Source organism: Pseudarthrobacter sp. PH31-O2 (assembly GCF_030063265.1).
In the GTDB taxonomy this organism is placed as follows: Bacteria; Actinomycetota; Actinomycetes; order Actinomycetales; family Micrococcaceae; genus Arthrobacter.
Window position 1 is genome coordinate 111,828 of record NZ_JASIST010000003.1, and the last position, 17,612, is coordinate 129,439.

Annotated in this window: 16 protein-coding genes; 6 read left to right on the top strand and 10 right to left on the bottom strand. The window is 66.9% G+C overall.

Features of this window, described 5'->3' with window-relative positions:
• Positions 1-10 precede the first annotated feature (10 nt).
• The 5 genes from ftsH to dacB form a co-directional block, all read right to left on the bottom strand.
• On the bottom strand, positions 11-2,077 hold the full coding sequence (gene ftsH, locus QMG72_RS06460) for an ATP-dependent zinc metalloprotease FtsH (RefSeq protein WP_226773833.1): 2,067 nt from the start codon (positions 2,075-2,077) through the stop codon (positions 11-13).
• 200 nt (positions 2,078-2,277) lie between these two features.
• Entirely contained in the window at positions 2,278-2,829 is a 552-nt protein-coding gene (gene hpt, locus QMG72_RS06465; protein ID WP_226773832.1) for a hypoxanthine phosphoribosyltransferase, read from the bottom strand.
• A gap of 29 nt (positions 2,830-2,858) precedes the next feature.
• Positions 2,859-3,896 carry a tRNA lysidine(34) synthetase TilS gene (gene tilS, locus QMG72_RS06470; RefSeq protein ID WP_226773897.1) on the bottom strand — a complete coding sequence of 346 codons (1,038 nt, stop codon included), beginning with the start codon at positions 3,894-3,896 and terminating at the stop codon, positions 2,859-2,861.
• Between the two features lie 79 nt (positions 3,897-3,975).
• On the bottom strand, positions 3,976-5,103 hold the full coding sequence (locus QMG72_RS06475) for an Rv3626c family coenzyme F420 biosynthesis-associated protein (RefSeq protein WP_396021230.1): 1,128 nt from the start codon (positions 5,101-5,103) through the stop codon (positions 3,976-3,978).
• 60 nt (positions 5,104-5,163) lie between these two features.
• Entirely contained in the window at positions 5,164-6,666 is a 1,503-nt protein-coding gene (gene dacB / locus QMG72_RS06480) for a D-alanyl-D-alanine carboxypeptidase/D-alanyl-D-alanine endopeptidase (RefSeq protein ID WP_226773830.1), read from the bottom strand.
• A 162-nt stretch (positions 6,667-6,828) separates the two neighbouring features.
• Here dacB and QMG72_RS06485 point away from each other — a divergent pair, with 162 nt between their 5' ends.
• From QMG72_RS06485 to QMG72_RS06495, 3 genes are all read left to right on the top strand, one after another.
• Entirely contained in the window at positions 6,829-7,317 is a 489-nt protein-coding gene (locus QMG72_RS06485; protein WP_226773829.1) for an inorganic diphosphatase, read from the top strand.
• A 158-nt stretch (positions 7,318-7,475) separates the two neighbouring features.
• Positions 7,476-8,801 carry a carboxylesterase family protein gene (locus QMG72_RS06490; protein WP_226773828.1) on the top strand — a complete coding sequence of 442 codons (1,326 nt, stop codon included), beginning with the start codon at positions 7,476-7,478 and terminating at the stop codon, positions 8,799-8,801.
• Between the two features lie 195 nt (positions 8,802-8,996).
• Entirely contained in the window at positions 8,997-9,596 is a 600-nt protein-coding gene (locus QMG72_RS06495; RefSeq protein WP_226773827.1) for a MarR family transcriptional regulator, read from the top strand.
• 17 nt (positions 9,597-9,613) lie between these two features.
• Here the strand turns inward: QMG72_RS06495 and QMG72_RS06500 are convergent, their stop codons facing one another.
• Positions 9,614-10,480: an HAD family hydrolase gene (locus tag QMG72_RS06500; RefSeq protein ID WP_226773826.1), complete on the bottom strand. Its 867-nt coding sequence runs from the start codon at positions 10,478-10,480 to the stop codon at positions 9,614-9,616.
• Positions 10,481-10,610: 130 nt separating this feature from the next.
• Entirely contained in the window at positions 10,611-11,891 is a 1,281-nt protein-coding gene (gene serS, locus QMG72_RS06505) for a serine--tRNA ligase (RefSeq protein WP_226773825.1), read from the bottom strand.
• Positions 11,892-11,969: 78 nt separating this feature from the next.
• Between serS and QMG72_RS06510 the strand changes: the two genes are divergently transcribed.
• Positions 11,970-13,034 carry a diacylglycerol/lipid kinase family protein gene (locus QMG72_RS06510; protein WP_226773824.1) on the top strand — a complete coding sequence of 355 codons (1,065 nt, stop codon included), beginning with the start codon at positions 11,970-11,972 and terminating at the stop codon, positions 13,032-13,034.
• Here QMG72_RS06510 and QMG72_RS06515 read toward each other — a convergent pair.
• The 3 genes from QMG72_RS06515 to QMG72_RS06525 form a co-directional block, all read right to left on the bottom strand.
• Positions 13,031-13,252, bottom strand: coding sequence for a hypothetical protein (locus tag QMG72_RS06515; RefSeq protein ID WP_226773823.1), 222 nt, complete (start codon positions 13,250-13,252; stop codon positions 13,031-13,033). The two genes, QMG72_RS06510 and QMG72_RS06515, sit on opposite strands and share 4 nt — an antisense overlap.
• 92 nt (positions 13,253-13,344) lie before the next feature.
• Entirely contained in the window at positions 13,345-14,325 is a 981-nt protein-coding gene (pheA, locus tag QMG72_RS06520; RefSeq protein WP_226773822.1) for a prephenate dehydratase, read from the bottom strand.
• 18 nt (positions 14,326-14,343) lie between these two features.
• Positions 14,344-14,670 carry a rhodanese-like domain-containing protein gene (locus QMG72_RS06525; RefSeq protein WP_226773821.1) on the bottom strand — a complete coding sequence of 109 codons (327 nt, stop codon included), beginning with the start codon at positions 14,668-14,670 and terminating at the stop codon, positions 14,344-14,346.
• A 273-nt stretch (positions 14,671-14,943) separates the two neighbouring features.
• Here QMG72_RS06525 and QMG72_RS06530 point away from each other — a divergent pair, with 273 nt between their 5' ends.
• Positions 14,944-16,386, top strand: a complete 1,443-nt coding sequence (locus tag QMG72_RS06530; RefSeq protein ID WP_282468054.1) for an amidase — start codon at positions 14,944-14,946, stop codon at positions 16,384-16,386.
• A 110-nt stretch (positions 16,387-16,496) separates the two neighbouring features.
• The gene (locus QMG72_RS06535; RefSeq protein ID WP_282359482.1) at positions 16,497-17,609 is read left to right on the top strand and encodes an alcohol dehydrogenase catalytic domain-containing protein; all 1,113 of its coding nucleotides are present in this window, start codon (positions 16,497-16,499) and stop codon (positions 17,607-17,609) included.
• Positions 17,610-17,612 lie beyond the last annotated feature (3 nt).

Here is a 17,612-nt window from a genome sequence, read left to right on the forward strand (position 1 = left end):
CTGAAGAAGCCTAGCCGGGATGGCCGTCAGGCCCGAGATCCGTTACACCGCCCTGGAACGGCTCCTGTCCGGGGACGCCTTGGGCGTGCGGCGGGAAGGTGTCCAGCGGTTCCTCGAGCCGGGCTTCCTTGGCCTCTTCCTGCGCTTCGCGTTCTGCCTTCTCCCGGCGGGACTCCACCGGGCCGACGTCCTGGATCGGGCGGGTTTCCTTGGAGAGCCAGATCTCACGGAAATCACGCTTGCGGATGTTGGTGAAGACCTGTGCGATTTCCGCCTGGTTCAACGTTTCGCGTTCCAGCAGTTCAAGGGCCAACTGGTCCAGGACGTCGCGGTTCTCGATCAGGATGGCGTAAGCCTCGTCGTGCGCGCCCTCGATCAGGCGGCGGACTTCCTCGTCGACGATGTAGGCGATCTGGTCCGAGTAGTTGCGCTCGTGTCCGGCGTCGCGGCCCAGAAACGGTTCGCCGCCGCCCTGGCCCAGGCGCACTGCTCCGACCCGTTCGCTCATGCCGAACTCGGTGACCATTTTGCGGGCGATGCCGGTGGCCTTTTCGATGTCATTGGACGCCCCGGTGGACGGGTCGTGGAAGACGAGTTCCTCCGCGACGCGGCCGCCCATGGCATAAGCCATCTGGTCGAGCAGTTCGTTGCGGGTCACGGAGTACTTGTCATTCTCCGGAACCACCATGGTGTAGCCCAGGGCACGGCCGCGGGGCAAAATGGTGATCTTGGTGACCGGAGCGGAATTCCGCAGCGCCGCCGCCACCAGGGCGTGGCCGCCTTCGTGGTAGGCCGTGACCTTGCGTTCGTGTTCCTTCATCACGCGGCTGCGCTTCTGCGGACCGGCCATTACACGGTCAATGGCTTCGTCCAGGGCGCGGTCGTCAATGAGGTTGGCATTCGAGCGGGCCGTCAGCAGGGCGGCCTCGTTAAGGACGTTGGCCAGGTCAGCGCCGGTGTAGCCGGGGGTCTTTTTGGCCACGGCCCTCAGGTCGACGCCGGGAGCCATCGGCTTGCCCTTGGCATGGACCTGCAGGATCTGGTCACGGCCGATCAGGTCCGGGGCCTCGACGGAGATCTGGCGGTCAAAGCGTCCCGGCCGCAGCAGTGCCGGGTCCAGGACGTCGGGCCGGTTGGTGGCGGCGATCAGGATGACATTGGTCTTAACGTCAAAGCCGTCCATCTCGACCAGCAGCTGGTTGAGGGTTTGCTCGCGTTCGTCGTTGCCGCCGCCGATGCCGGCACCGCGGTGGCGTCCGACGGCGTCGATCTCGTCCACGAAAATGATGGCCGGCGCATTTGCCTTGGCCTGCTCGAACAGGTCACGGACGCGGGAAGCGCCGACGCCGACGAACATCTCAACAAAATCGGAACCGGAGATCGAGAAGAACGGCACCCCGGCCTCGCCGGCAACGGCGCGGGCCAACAGGGTCTTGCCGGTTCCGGGCGGACCGTAGAGCAGCACGCCTTTGGGGATCTTGGCGCCAACGGCCTGGAACTTCGCCGGCTCCTGGAGGAACTCCTTGATTTCTTCGAGTTCCTCGACGGCCTCGTCAGCTCCGGCGACGTCGCCGAAGGTGACCTGCGGCATGTCCTTGTTCACCAGCTTGGCCTTGGACTTGCCAAACTGCATCACCTTGGAGCCGCCGCCCTGCATGCGGGAGAGCAGGAACCAGAACAGGACGCCGAGCAGGATAACCGGGATCAGGAGGGAGAACAGTCCGGCGAACCAGTTGTTCTCGACCGGCTGGTCGGTGTAGCCGCTGGGCGGGCGGGAGTCCGTTACGGCTTTAACGACGTCGGCGGCGCGGGCATTGACGTAGTAGAACTGGATGTTCTTGCCCTTGTCCTGCCCGTCAACCTGCAGGTTGTCCTTCAGGATCAGGTCCACGCGGTTTTCCGCGTCGAAGATCTTCGCCTGTTCAACCTTGCCACCGTCGGTCAGCAGCGCGAGGCCCTTGTCGGTGTCGATCCGGGCCGCGCCGCCCGGTGAAAGGGTGGCAAAGGCCAGCAGGAGCATGCCAACTACAACGACAATCCAGATGCCGGGGCCCTTGAAGAAACTCTTAGCTTTCATCTGTGCGGGGCAGGCCCCGTCCCTCCTGGTAGTGCTGCACGGCGACCGATCTGCGCGCGTGTGGTGCTGCGTCAGCTTCTAGCTATACACCGTCGCTGTAGCTCACGCACGGTGAAGTGCAAAAGTTCCCTGAGGGCGTAGCGGGGCCGGGGATGGCCGGGCCCGGGGCGGAGCTTTGCGGTGTCCCCAGCGTCGGTGTGCTACTCGTAGACGTGCGGCGCGAGCGTTCCGACGAAGTCCAGGTTCCGGTACTTCTCGGCGTAGTCCAGGCCGTAACCGACCACGAACTCGTTGGGGATGTCATAGCCGACGTACTTGACGTCGATCTGGACCTTCAAAGCCGTGGGCTTGCGGAATGCGGTGCAGATTTCCACGGAGGCCGTGCCACGGGATTCCAGGTTGGTTTTGAGCCAGGACAGGGTCAGGCCGGAGTCGATGATGTCCTCGACGATCAGGACGTCCTTGCCCATGAGGTCCGTGTCCAGGTCTTTGAGGATGCGGACCACGCCGGAGGACTGCGTGCCGGAGCCGTAGGACGAGACGGCCATCCAGTCCATCGAAACGTGGCTGTGGAGTGCGCGGGCGAGGTCGGCCATGACCATCACTGCGCCCTTGAGCACGCCGACGATCAGCAGATCGCGGCCTTCATAGTCCTTGTCGATCTGGGCAGCCAGTTCGGTGATCCGGGTCTGGATCTGCTCCTTGGAGTACAGAACGTGCTTAAGATCTGCCTGGACGTCGTTTGAATCCACCAATAACTCCTGTGTAGATGCGGGGGCGACTATATCTGGGGCGGTTTTTGAGGCCGGAATACAAGCTTCCCACAGCGGGCCGCCCCGCGGGGAACACTTCCGGGCCCGGACGGCCCTTCGGCGAGCAGTTGGACGAGCGGGAGCCGGTAGACGTTGACCCCGCCGGCAAGCTCCACGGGACCGGCCGATCCCCGCCGCCGGAGGAGGGCTTCTGCGGCGAGCAGCCGCTGGTAGCTGGGCTGCTGGCCTCCGACGGCGGCCGCGGCCTTGGCGATGACCCGGAACCTGATGGCCGGCGCGAGCCCGCGCAGGGCTTCCTCCGGGAGGCTGATGGTTGTTCCGGATTGTTCCCGGAGGCTGAGGAAGGTGTCATTCGCCACGTCCTCTAGGTAGTCGGCGTCCAGCTGCAGGATCGCCGCGGTCCGTGCCAGCGACTCGGCAACGCCCGGACCAAGCTTCTGCTCAAGCAGCGGAAGCACCTCGACCCGGGTCCGTGACCGTGCAAACGCGGGATCCACGTTGCTCGGATCGTGCCATGGCTCAAGCCCCTCAGCCGCGCAGATTGCGAGGGTGTCGGCGCGGCGCAGCCCCAGGAAGGGCCGTAACAGCTTGTCGCGGGCGGGCCGCATCCCCGCCAGGGAGCGCGTCCCGGAACCGCGGGCGAGCCCAAGCAGTACCTGTTCGGCCTGGTCATCGAGGGTATGGCCGAGGAGGATGGCGCCGGCGCCGTCCTCAGCTGCAGCGGCGTTCAAAGCTGCGTGCCTGGCGTCCCGGGCGGCTGCCTCCGGGCCCACCCCGGTGGAAGCGACCTCGACGGCCTTGACGTGTACCGGCGAGAGGCCCAGATCCCGCAGGGTCGCGGCGGCGGCAGCGGCAACACCGGCGGAGCCGGGCTGCAGCTGGTGGTCCACCACCACGGCGCCCACGGAAACGGGATGTCCGTCCACGTGGCCGCGGCGGCCGAAGTGGGCAGCGGCCGCCGCGAGGGCCAGTGAGTCGGGTCCGCCGCTGCAGGCGACCAGGATCCGCTCGGGGTATCCTGCTGCACCCAGCGACTCCTGCAGCATTTTCCGTGCCGTGCCGACGACTGGCGCCAGCCGGCCCGGCCGGCGTCGTTCGCTGGAGGCAGGACTGGGCGTCACGGAACTAATGCCCCATCCGTTCGAGCCAGAGCCTGGAGTTGTGAATTTCTGTCTCGCTGGGCAGGTGTTCCGCGGACTCCCAGACCTTGTTGAACCCCTCCATGCCGGCCACGTCCACTACTTCGCGCACGAACTTCGAACCGTCGCTGTACTGGCGCATCTTCGCGTCCAGCCCGAGCAGGTTGCGGATGAACTTCTCAATCACGCCGCGGTCCTTCGACCGGGTGTTAAAGCGCTGCCGGATGGTCTTCACGGAGGGCACAATGCTGGCGTCGACAGCATCCATCACCACGTTGGCGTGCCCTTCCAGCAAGCTCATCAGGGCGGTCAGGCGTGAGATCGCGGCCTTTTCCTCGGGGTTCTGCAGCAGGTCAAGGATGGCCCCCCGGCTGGGCGCGGCGCCGGACGCGGTGCGGTCCTTGAGCGACTTCGCTGCGGCGGAGGCCCGTTCCATCAGGGAGTCGACGTTGCCAAGCAGCTGGCCGCTGAGGCTTTCGATCTCGTCCAGCATGTGATGCCGAAGCCAGGGCGCGGCGGCGAACTGCACCCGGTGGGTTTGTTCGTGCAGGCAGACCCACAGCCGGAAATCCTCGGGTTCGACGTTAATTTCGCGTTCGACGGAGATGATGTTCGGGGCGACGAGGAGCAGCCGCCCGGCGGCGGGCGCGGTGGAGTTCTCGGCCAGGGCCGAGAAGGGGTCATATTGGCCCAGGACCTTGCTGGAGAGGAACGCGAGGATCGCCCCCAGCTGGCCGCCCGTAATGGCCCCGCTGACACTGGCCGCGCCGGGGTTGAGGGTCCCGCGGCGGCCCTCCAGCATCTTTTCCATCGCCGGTTGCAGCATTACGGCGAAACTCTGGGTATTGGCCTTGGCCCAAGAGGCGCGGTCCACCACCAGGACCGAGGAGTCACGGAGGTCGCGGGCGGCATCGAGACCGGTGATGCTATGGACGTGCGGGACCGAAATGTCCGCCATCAGGCGCAGGTTGTCCACGGCGGCTTCGATGTCCGCCGCTGCCAGGATAGGTCCGGCGGGTGTGAGCCGGGCGGCAGTGGAAGCGGCCAGCTCCCAGTTGATGAGGGCTTGGACTTGGGGTGACGTCGCGCCGGCAGAGGACTCCATAGGCTCCATCAGATCACAGCGGACTGACAATGCGCCTTAAATTCGTCGGCCGGCGAACGGCCGCGCGCGTCAGCGGCAGCCGCACCCGGCCAGGACGGACGCGGCGCGGTCCAGCACGGCCTTATTCGCCGCCCCCGGCGTCAGTCCGTTGCCAATGAAGGAAAACACCAGGAGCCTGCCGTCGGCGTCCACCACGTAGCCGCTTAGCGCAAGGACGGTGTTCAGCGTGCCGGTTTTGGCCCGGACCAGGCCCGCGCCGCGCGCCGTGGCCGCATCCATGTACCGGTCCCCCAGCGTTCCGGTGAGCCCGGCGACCGGAAATCCGGCCAGAGCGGACCGCAGCCGGGTGTCCGTGCCCGACGTGATGGCCCGAACCACCCCGGCAAGCTGGCGGGCGGACACCTGGTTGTCCAGGGCCAGGCCGGAGACGTCAGCTGCGCGCAGTGTGCCGGCAGGGATCTCCAGGTCGTCGAGCTGCTCCAGAACGGCCGCGACGGCGCCGTCGTTACTGCCGGGTTTACCGGCCGCGGTTGCCGCCATCCGGCCCATCGTCTCGGCGAGGTAGTTGTCCGAGGTGCGCAGCAGCAGGTCCACCTGCTGGCCGACAGTCGCTGACTGGACCTCGGCCAGGACCCGGGCTTCAGCATCGCCTTCGGCAGTTGCCGCGGGGACCCGTCCAACGCCGGGCGCCACCGAGAGCCCGGCCGCTGCAGCCGCCGTCGAAAGCTGGGCGTAAAAGGCTTCGGCGGCGGTCATCGCGGCGTCCTGCGGGCGGGGCCCGGTGGTGCTGGCCGGGTCGAACCGGGCGGAGTTCAGTGCCAGCGGAAACAGCGGCGCTACCTCACCCGCGGCAACATCCTCCGGGCTCCAGGCCGGGTTCAGAGCGGGGCCGGTGAACAGGGAGTCGTCAAGTTGCACCGTCAAGGGACCGGTGACGTTCCCGGCCTCCAGCGCCCGGACCGTGGACTGTGCCAAGGTAGCGAGTCCGGCGTGGCCCAGCACGGCGTCGGGCACCGATTCCCCGGCGCCGAGCAGCACGTCCCCGCCGCCGGTGAGCACCACAGTTCCGGGGGCACTGCCCGCCACTGCCCTGGTGCTGAAGCGGCGCTCCGGTCCGAGGGTGCGCAGGGCAGCGGCGGCCGTGAGCAGCTTCATGTTGGAGGCGGGAACGCGGACCGCGTCGCCGGAACGGTCGAATAATACGTCCCCGGTGAGGGCATCCTGCACCATACCGGTAAAGTCCCCGGCACCGTCGGTCTTGAGGGTTTCGTTCAGTTGCGCAGCGAGGTCACCCGGTGCCGGGCGAGGGGCGGCGGCAGTGAGCGGTTCGATGCCGCCGCTGCCGGCGGCGGTGCCGCCGCGGGGGGCCAGCGTACCGGGGACCTGCTGCCAGGTCGGGGTATTTTCGCCCGTGGCCGCGGAAGACGCGGGGCCGCGGAACGCCGGTGCCAGCGCGACGCCGGCAGGGAGGGCGAGCGCCGCCACCAATAGGGTCTGGAGCAGCAGCGGAAGGTTCCGCCGAAGCGGCCCGGTCGCCGGCCGCGCGCCCGGCCGGCTCGTTCTGCGTTTCATCCTGCTACTGGTCCTTTAGTCCCGAAATGTCCCCACTAGTTCCTGAAACCAGCGCCTCTCGCTATATCCTCAATAGTAGTCGGCGGCACCGGCAACCTCCTGTGAGTGTGTGCCGCGCACCCCTGAAAACCGCGCACCCCTGAATTCGTCAAGGAGTATTCCATGAAGCATGACGTGACAATCGAGATCCCCAAGGGATCACGCGTCAAGTACGAAGTCGACCATAAGACCGGCCGCGTCCGCCTGGACCGCGTCCTGTTCACCTCCATGCAGTACCCCACGCACTACGGGTTTTTCGAGAACACCCTGGGCGAAGACGGCGACCCGCTGGACGCCCTTGTGCTGCTGCAGGACTTCGACCTGCACCCCGGCGTTATCGTCGAGTCACGCCCCATCGGCGTGTTCAACATGACCGACGACGGCGGCGGCGACGCGAAGGTGCTCTGCGTCCCCACCGATGCCCGCTTCGATCACATCAACGAGATCACCGACGTCAGTGAATTCCTGATCCGGGAAATCGAGCACTTCTTCACCCGCTACAAGGACCTGGAGCCGGGCAAGTGGGTCAAGGCTGAGGGCTGGGGCGACCGTGCTGCCGCCGAAGCCGAGCTTGAGGCGTCGATCAAGCGTTACGTTCCCCACACGCACTAACGTTCCGGAACTCCAACGCGGGGTCGTTGACCGCCCATCCGGCTTCCGGATGTGGCTGTCACCGGCCCCGCGTTTGCCGTTTCAGCGCAGAGCCAAGCGCAGCGCAAACTACGTTGGCCTGTCAGTGGCGGGTCAGGAATGTGTGAAATTGTTGGCTCATGAACGACGATCCTGCCTTTAGCCCACCCAGCGGTCCGGTCACCGGATGGCGGGACGGCGAGGTGCTGCGTGCCAGCGGAATTCCCTATGCCAGCGCCGGACGGTTCCAGCCGCCGGTGCCTGTACCTGACCGGACCGCTGTCCTCGCGGCGACGTCCCTTTCGCCGGCGTGCCCGCAGGCTCCGGTCCCTTTCCTGGATGAGATCCTCGGCACCCGCTACGGGGAGCTTCCCGGCAGCGAGGACTGCCAGCGGCTCTCTATCACCATGCCGGCCGGGCTCACTGCGCACGAGCGTGTGCCGGTGATGGTGTGGCTCCATGGCGGGTCCTACACGTCCGGCTCCGGGGACTTGGCGATCTTCGACCCCAAGTCCCTTGTGGCCGAAAACCGCGTGATCGTGGTGTCCGTGACCTACCGGCTGGGCCTGTTTGGTTACCTGGCAAGCGGCACCGGACGGCCCGCGAACCTGGGCCTCCTGGACCAGCTTGAGGCGTTCCGCTGGGTCCAGCGCAACATCAGCGCCTTCGGCGGCGACCCGGCAAATGTCACGGCCTTCGGACAGTCCGCCGGCGGGGACGCCGTCGCCCATCTGATGGCAACGGCGGAAGCCCCCGCCCTCTTCCGGCGGGCCATTATTCAGAGCGCACCCCTCGGCATTACCCGGGGTCGGGAAAAGATGAGCCACGCGATGGGCATCGCGGCGCAAACCGTCACAAAGGACACACCGGCGATGGAAGTTGTCGAGATCGAGGGGCACGTTTCGCAGGTGGCCCGGAAGTTCGGGCTGAAAGCAGCCATGCCGTTCGGCACCCAGTACGGGCACGCCCCGCTGCCGCGGGAATCCGCGATCGAGGACGCATGGAACAACACTGCTGCCGGGATTGAGGTTTTGATCGGACACACCTCCGAGGAAGCCCGGATGTTCCTGCCGCGCAACCGCACCGTCAGCGCCGTGGCCAAGGTCCCGCTGCTCGGGGCCGCCATCGTGCGGGGCATCAACTGGGCCGTCACCGAGGCCGTGTATGGCAGGTCCGCCAGGAAGTTCGCCAGGCGGCACGCCCGGGCCGGCGGCACGGCCTACAGTTATGTGCTGTCCTGGGCCGCGCCCGGAAACGTCTATGGTGCCGCGCACACAGTAGACCTGCCCCTGCTGTTCGGAGACCAAAAGACCTGGGAAGGGGCGGGGCTGCTCGCAGGTGCCGACTGGGCGGAAATTAACGCCCAGGGCAGGGAGCTCCGCGCCGTGTGGGCCCGTTTTGCCGCCGGGGAGGGCCTCGGGCGCCGCGGCGGGATTCCTGGCGCCCTGCGCTACCGCGCCGTCTGAGCCGCCGGAGAACTGCGGCCGGGGTCCTAAAGCTGATCCGGCCGAAACCAACGGTCAGGATCAGCTGCTTTCCGGGCCTCCGCAGCCGCCGCAGCCGGCACTGGAACCAGTCTCCTTTTGTGCCGGCGCGCCGTCCCGCCGGCACCGCTTTGGCGCTCTTGCCTGACGCATTCCACCGGGTAGTGTGGATCCAGAATGTTCACGCTGACGATCAACCAAACCGACAGCCGGCGCGACGGCGATTGCGTGCCCCAGCTCCTCAAGGACCTGCGGCACATCCCGGCGCGCCTGGACTTCGACCGCTCGGTCGAGGATGAGGTCCAGGGCATTGTGGACTGTCCCCTGCAGGCCGTCGAAGCGGCGATGATCTCCCTGCGGACAGGCAGCTGGTACGTCGGCATCGGTGTCGGCCCGGTCAATGAACCCCTGCCGAACCAGATCAAGGACGCCTCCGGTCACGGCCTCATTTATGCCCGCCGGGCCGTGGACCGGCTGCGCAACGGCAAGGACCGGATCCCGGTGGCCGTCGAAGGCCCGCTTGCAGACCTCGCCGCGGAGTCGGAAGCCGTCCTGCGGCTGCTCGGTCAGATCGTGCACGACCGCAGCCTGGCCGAGTGGCGGGTGCTGGACCTGCTGACCCCCGGGGTTCGCGGACAGCAAAAGGCGGTGGCTGAGGAACTCGGGATTACCACCCAGGCTGTCAGCAAGGCAGTGGCGCGCGCGCAGTGGAATGAGGAACACGCGGCGCGTCCCGCCGCGGCCAGGCTCCTGGGCCTCATCCTCGAAGCGCGCTGACACCCCGCCCGGCCCGGCTAGGGCAGCAGGCTGCGCAGCACGTGGGCGGCACCGTCGTTATACACGGAGTGGGTGACCTCGTTTGCGGCGGCGATGACCTCCTCGGGCGCCTGGCCCATGGCGACGCCGCGCGCGGCCCAGCCGAGCATCTCGATGTCATTGCGGCCGTCGCCGACGGCAACGGTGTGGTGCGGCTCGACGCTCAGCCGTCCGCGGAGCTGCTCGAGCGCACTCGCCTTGGTGACTCCGGCGGCGGCGATGTCCAGCCACGCCGTCCAGCCCACCGAGTAGGTCACCCCGGCGAGGCCGATGTGGCGGATGGCGGTGTTGAACTCTTCGGGCGTGTTTTCGGTGCTGAAGACAACAACGCGCACGGCAGTGGCTTCCAGCAAGGTCTGGAAGTCCACGCCAATGGCCTCAACGCCGAAACTGGCGTCCTGGAAGCGCTCGGTGGAGAGGAAGTTGCCGTCCGCATCCTCCAGCGCATACTTTGCCGAGGGCAGCCGCTTGCGCAGTGCTCTGAGCGCGGGCCCGGGGTCGAAGGTTGCCTTGTGCATGATCTCGTAGCCCTCGGACAGGCCGGAATCCAGACGCAACGTGACGCCGCCGTTGGAGCAGACCGCATAGCCGTTTTCAATGCCGATATGTTCAATGATGGGCAGGGTCGCATTCAGCGACCGCCCCGTCGCGATGGTCACGTGGTGGCCCGCCGCCACAACGTCCCGGGCGGCTTCGCGGACGGGAACGGACATATGGCCGTCGTGGTCCACGAGGGTGCCGTCGACGTCGAGCGCAACCATCAGCTTGTGGCCTGCGGTGTTGTTCTGGTTAGTGTCTCGCCGGTCATCGTTGCCGGCGACTGAAGTTTCAGTCATTGTTGTCATCTAACAAGTAGAGCAGACACCCCTGACACCCGCTAGGACGCAGGCCACAACGGGTGGTAAACCCGGGGTGAACAGCTGTTGACCCCGGGTTCCGCCGCACGCGGCGGAACCCGGGCCGGGCGCAGTCGGCTCAGATGACCGGGAAGACCGTCATGCCGCCGAGATACTTCTGCAGTGCCTGCGGGATGTTAACGGAGCCGTCCGGGTTCTGGTGGTGCTCCAGGATGGCCACGATCCAGCGGGTGGTGGCCAGGGTGCCGTTGAGCGTGGCGACCGCACGGGTGCCCTTGGGGGCGCCGTCCCCGTTCAGCACACGTTCGCGGATGTTGAGCCGGCGCGCCTGGTACGTGGTGCAATTGGAAGTCGAGGTCAGCTCGCGATACGCCCCCTGCGTCGGAACCCAGGCCTCGCAGTCGAACTTGCGCGCCGCGGAGTTGCCGAGGTCACCGGCTGCGGTGTCAATCACCCGGTAGGGCAGCTCGCACTTGGCCAGCATCTCCTCTTCCCAAGCTAGGAGCCGGGCGTGCTCGGCCGCAGCTTCCTCGACCGTGGTGTAGACGAACATCTCCACCTTGTTGAACTGGTGGACCCGGATGATGCCGCGGGTGTCTTTGCCGTGCGAGCCAGCCTCACGCCGGTAGCACGAACTCTGCCCGGCGAAGCGGATCGGACCCTTGGAGAGGTCCAGGATTTCATCGGCGTGGTAGCCGGCAAGGGCCACTTCGGAGGTGCCCACGAGGTACAGATCGTCCTCCGCGAGCCGGTAAATCTCGGCGTCGTGCTTAACGTCGAATCCGGTGCCCTGCATGGTCTCCGGGCGCACCAGCGTCGGGGTGATCATCGGCACAAAGCCTGCGTCGATGGCCTGCTCCATGGCCATCTGCAGCAGCGCCATTTCCAGCCGCGCCCCGGCCCCGCGCAGGAAGTAGAAGCGCGAACCGGATACTTTGGCACCGCGCTCCATGTCGATGGCGCCGATCAGCTCACCGATTTCCAGGTGGTCCTTCGGCTCGAAGTCGTTAAATTCGCGGGGGGTGCCGACGGCCTTGAGGACGATGTAGTCGTCTTCCCCGCCCGCTGGGACACCGTCCTCGATGAGGTTGGGAATGCCGCGCAGCAGTTCCTCGTGAGCGGACTGTGCGACGTCGGCCTCAACCGATGCTGCTTTGACCTCACCGGCGAGGACCTTGACCTCGGCCAGCAGGGCCTGCTTCTCCTCGCCCTTGGCCTGCGCCACCCTCTTTCCGAAGACATTCTGCTCGGCCCTGAGGTTCTCGAAGCGGATCAGGGCCGCACGCCGGGTCGAGTCCGCTGCGATGATCGCGTCCACCACGGATTCATCGGCACCGCGGGCGCGCTGGCTGGCCCGGAACGTGTCCGGATTTTCGCTGAGGTCTTTTACGTCGATCACCTGATAAGAGTATCCAATCCGGGCGCCTGCACCGGGCAACCAAATCACCGCCCACCGGCGGGATAGTGTTGGAGCACAATGCGTGACTGGCTGCTCTATCTCGTCATCGCTGGAGTTCTGGCGTTTGCCGCCTCCAGCTGGTGGGGAGTGCGCAAGCTCAAAGCCAGGCACAGCCGCAGCACCGTGTCGGAGGAAACGCACAGCCCAGGCCTGGGCCAGCAGAAGGTCGCAGTGGTGATGAACCCGATCAAGGCCCGATCAGGCGAAGCCCGGACACTGATAGCGAATGCGTGCGCAGCAGCGGGCTGGGCGCCGCCGCAGTTTTACGAAACTACTGCCGCGGACCCGGGCTTCTCGCAGGCGCGGGCCGCTGTCCAGTCCGGCGCCGACGTCGTACTGGTGGGCGGCGGCGACGGCACGGTCCGGGTGGTGGCGGACATTCTGGCCGGCACGGAAACCGCCATGGGCCTGATCCCGCTCGGCACCGGCAACCTGCTGGCCCGCAACATCCACCTGGACGTGGGCGACCTGCGCGCGAGCGTCCAGACTGCCCTGTTCGGTCAGCAACGCTTTATTGATACGGCGCGGATGACGGTGGAGAACGCCCGCACCAACGAATCGGCGGAACACACCTTCCTGGTCATCGCCGGCATCGGAATGGACGCAGAGGTCATCGGCGACACCAATGACGGGCTCAAGAAGGCTGTGGGCTGGCTGGCTTACACCGAAGCGGGGGTCCGGCATCTCCCGGGCCGCCGCAAGAAGGTGACCATCTCACTGGACGACCAGCCGGAGCAGAGCCGGAAGATCCGCAGCGTACTGTTCGCGAACTGCGGGTTGATCCCCGGCGGGATTGATTTCATCCCGCAGGCGATGATTGATGACGGGATGCTCGACGTGGTGGTGATGAGCCCGCGCAGTGCGATCGGCTGGCTGGCGATGTACTGGAAGATTGTGCTCAAACACAAGAGAAACCTGCCGGTGATGGCGTTTTACCGCTCCGGAAAGATCATCATCCGCTGTCCGGAACCAATGCCCACACAGGTCGACGGCGATCCGTCCGGAGAGGCCACGAAGGTCACCGTACAGGTTGCCCCGGGCTCGCTGCTCGTCCGCGTCAAGAACGGCACCGAGCAAGGCTAGGCGCTGGTTTCCGTCGCCGCCGCTGCGGACTTTTTCGCCTCCGCGGCAGCCTTGGCCGCGCGCGCCTCGGACTGCTCCCGGATCATTGCCTGCTCCTCTTCGAAGCGCAGCCGGTCTGCACGGTCGGCGTCGTCGCCGTCCCAGTCCTGATTGTCAGCGGTCGGCTTCGGGTTCACGATCATTCCCTGGCCGTCATTTTCAAGGCTGGTATCTGCCATAACCTGCTCCCTCGTAGCGGACTTCCCCAATATGGATCAGGCAAGCATACGCACAGTTGCAGAGGGGCGGAAGTGCGGCATGCGGCATTTGTCTACGCTGTGGGCGAAGCGCCCGACGTATATACCGGCACCACTGATGCTCCCGAGAGTATGTCTTTTACCCAGGCATGGGCGGCACGGAAGGCCTGGTCCGAGGTGTGTGGCTCCACTGTGGTGCGCTGGCCGTCCGCGCGTCCGTAAGACCCGAGGAAACGGGTTGCCGGGCTGATCCGGTGCAGGCCGGCGAGGGCATCTGCAACCCGGGCATCCGCCACGTGTCCGTCGGCGTCAATGCTGAAGAAGTAGTGGCCAAGGTATTGGCCGGTAGGCCGTGATTCGATCCGGCTCAGGTTCACGCCGCGGGTCGCGAACTGGTCAAGGATTTCCATCAATGCACCGGGGCGGTCTTCGGGCAGCGGAACCACGACCGTGGTCTTGTCCGCGCCGGTGGGTTCGGTCAGCCGGCCGGGCCGGCCGACCAGCACAAAGCGTGTCACCGCACCCGGGTTGTCCCCGATATTCTCCGCCAGGACGTGGAGTCCTGGCTGCTTCGCGGCCACAATCGGGGCGCAGATGGCGGCGTCGTAGTGGATATCGCCTTCGAGCAAGCCCATCGCCGCTGCAGCGGTGGAGGAACCCGGGATATATTCAGCATTAGGAATATATTTTTCTGCCCACAGCCGGCACTGCGCCCAGGCGTGGCCGTGGGTGGAGATCCGGCGGATATCTTCAATCCGGGTGCCGGGCCGGGCCACCAGCACAAAGCTGATCGATACCAGGGCTTCGCGCAGGATCCGGAGTTCCTGTCCGGTGGCGATTGCGTCCAGGGTTGCCGTGACGCCGCCTTCCACGGAGTTCTCGATCGGCACCATGGCGGCGTCGGCAGAGCCGTCGCGGACCTTATCCAGCGCCGAGTTGACGTTCGAGGACGGAATACGGATTGCTTCCGCAGCATCGGGAACCTGCATCAGGGCAGCCTCGGTGAAGGTGCCCGCGGGTCCGAGGAAGGTATACGTCACAGGTGATGCGGGCATCGGCGCTTCTTTCTTCAGCTACAGGATGACGGGCTTGAGTCCGTTGTCGGACACCAGCGGCATTCCGGTTTCCAGCCACTGGTCCATGCCGCCGGCCACATTCAGGGCGGAATACCCCTGTCCGGATAGCCACTGGGCGGCGCGCAAGGAACGGCCACCGGTGCGGCAGATAACAAAAACGTCCTCGTCCGGGTCGAGGTCCTCAAGCCGCGCCGGGAGCTGGTCCAACGGGATGTGGAGGGCGCCGGCCGCGTGGCCCGCCACCCACTCGTAGTCTTCGCGGACGTCGAGGATCCGGGCCCCTTCCGGGATGTCGGACACGGTCACTGTGTCAAAGTCGCTCATGGTCGTCCTTCCGCAGAATGAATGGTCAACCTTCAGCGTATCGCCACCGGCCAGCGCCGCACCCCTACCCGGCGGCAGGTTACGCTTCTGGGATGGCGCACCGGAGACCCACTGGCACAGGGGACATGTCCAGTTCCCACCCGCGCGCATGTCCTCCCCCGGATGCGGGGCCTGGGCATACGCCCAACGTGTCCGCCCGTGGGCCCGGGGAGTGGGCAGGTGCACCGAAGCCGAGGGCCAGGGCGGCCGGGCGAGCGCTGGAGCCGCGTTCCCTTGGCTGAAATCCATGAACTGACCGCCGTCGAGCTGCGCGATGCCCTTCGCGGGGGCGAACTGTCGGCGCGGCAGGCCGCCGGCCACTTCCTGGACCGCATTTCGGCGATAAACCCGCACCTTGGCGCGTTTATCACCGTCACGGCCGAGCAGGGGATGGTCGACGCGGCGGCGGCCGATGACCGCTACGCCCGATCCGCCCGGGACGGTGCCGGGCTGCCGCTGCTGCACGGGGTGCCGGTGGCGTTTAAGGACCTGACAGACGTCGCCGGAGTTATCACCACCCACGGCAGCGCAGCGCTGGAGCATAAACCCGCCCTGCTCGACGGCGCCCTAGCTGCCAAGCTCAAAGGCACGGGCGTGGTCTCGCTGGGGAAAACGCAGGTGCCGGAGTTCGGGCTGACGGCCTACAGCGAGAACCGGATCGCGCCGCCCTCCCGCAACCCGCATGCGTTCAGCCGCAGCTCGGGCGGATCCTCCGGTGGAAGTGCAGCTGCGGTGGCCGCCGGCCTGGTGCCGTTCGCGCCGGGATCCGACGGCGGCGGCTCGGTCCGCATTCCGGCTGCCGCCTGCGGACTCGTGGGACTCAAACCGGGGCGGGGGCTGGTTCCCGCGGGGGAAAGCACGGGGGACGCCGCGGGGCTCGTCGTCTCCGGTCCGCTGGCCCGCTCGGCCGCCGACGCTGCCCTGCTGCTGGACGCGCTCAAGCCCGCCGGTCCGCAGCGGGTCCGCCGGGAGGGCGCACCGGGCTACCTGGAAGACTCAGCGCGAAAACCACGGACACTGCGCGTTGGCGTCAGCCTGGACAGCCCGTGGCAGACGATTTTCCCCTTCACCCCGGACCCCGAGGCCCTCGACGCACTTGCTGAAGGCGTCCGGTTGCTCGAAGCAGCGGGCCACGAGACCTCCGATGCCTCCATCCGCTACGACAACCGCTACCCGGATGCGTTCACCACGGCCTGGACCGCCGCCGTCGGCAGCGCCCGGATCCTGCCCCAGCGCGAGGCGCTCCTGACGCCCCTCACCCGGACCTTCCGGCGCCGGGCCCAGCAGCGGAGTCCCGCGAAACTCGCCGAATCCCTCGCGTTCCTGCGCCGGTTCCAGCGGGACACGATCGCCCAATACACCGGCTGGGACCTTATCCTGACGCCGGCGTTGGCCCAGACCCCCCGTCCGGTTGGCTGGTTCACCGGAACTGCCCACGGCAACGGCTACTGGCCAGCGGCCGAATGGGCCGGAGACGCTGACGGCGACTACCGCAAGCAGTGCGAGTATGCACCGTGGTCCTCGATGGTAAACGTATGCGGGCTGCCCGCGATCACCCTTCCGGTGCACTGGACCGGCGGCGCGGCCGGCTCGGGGCTGCCGATGGGAATCCAGCTGATCGGGCCGATGGGCTCCGAGGCCCTGCTGCTGCAACTTGCCACACAGCTGGGCTTCTAGCCTCCCGCCGGGATGAGCCGGGATGATTTCCGCGGACGCGGCCGATACGGTGGAGCTGGTCAACGCCAGGACATGTCCACTCTCTGAAGGCTCCCAACTGAAAGGGAACAATGAAGATCACCGGTGCTGTACTCGAGGAAATCGGGCGCCCCCGCCCTTTCGCTGACTCCAAGCCCATCACCATCTCCGAGCTGGAGCTGGACGGTCCGGGGCCCACCGAGGTCCTGGTGAAGATCGAAGCCGCCGGCATCTGCCACTCGGATCTGAGCGTTGTGGACGGGAACCGGGTGCGCCCGGTGCCGATGCTGCTGGGGCATGAGGCTGCGGGACGCGTCGTCGAGGTCGGCTCGGAGGTCAAGGACCTGGCGCCCGGCCAGCGTGTTGTGATGTCCTTCCTGCCCCGCTGCGAACGGTGCCCGAATTGCGGGGAAGATGGGCGGCTCCCCTGCACCGCTGGTTCCAGGAGCAACGGCGAAGGTACCCTCCTGCACGGATCGATGCGGTTGGGCCGCGGCGGCGAAAAGATCTACCACCACCTGGGCGTCTCCGGCTTCGCCACCCACGCCGTTGTGGACCGCGCCTCGGCCGTCCCGGTCGATGATGACATCCCGGCGGACGTCGCCGCCGTCCTCGGCTGCGCCGTGCTGACCGGCGGCGGTGCGGTGCTGAACGCGGCCCGGCCCCGGCCGCAGGACAGTGTGATGATCGTGGGGCTCGGAGGCGTTGGTATGGCCGCGCTGATCACCGCGGTTTCGCAGGGGGTCTCGCGGATCGTCGCCGTGGACACGCTCGAGGAAAAGCTCGAACACGCCCGCCGTCTGGGCGCCCACGAGACCTACACCCCGCAGCAGGTCCTGGCGGAGGGCATCAAGGCCCGGTACGTGATCGAATGCGCCGGTAACCCGCGCGCCTTCGAGACCGCCTTCGCCGCCACCGCTGTGGGCGGCACCACCATCACCGCGGGCCTGCCGCACCCGGACGCGCGCGCCCAGATCTCGCCCCTGACCATCACGGCGGAGGCCCGGACCATCGTCGGCAGCTACCTTGGCTCAGCAGTGCCGTCCCGGGATATTCCGAAGTACGCCCAGCTCTGGCGGGAAGGAAAACTGCCGGTCGAGGAGCTGATTTCGTCCCGCATCGCACTGGCGGACATCAACCAGGCCATGGACCAGCTGGCCGACGGAAAAGCGGTCCGCCAAGTCATCATGTTCGACGCCGGGTAGCCT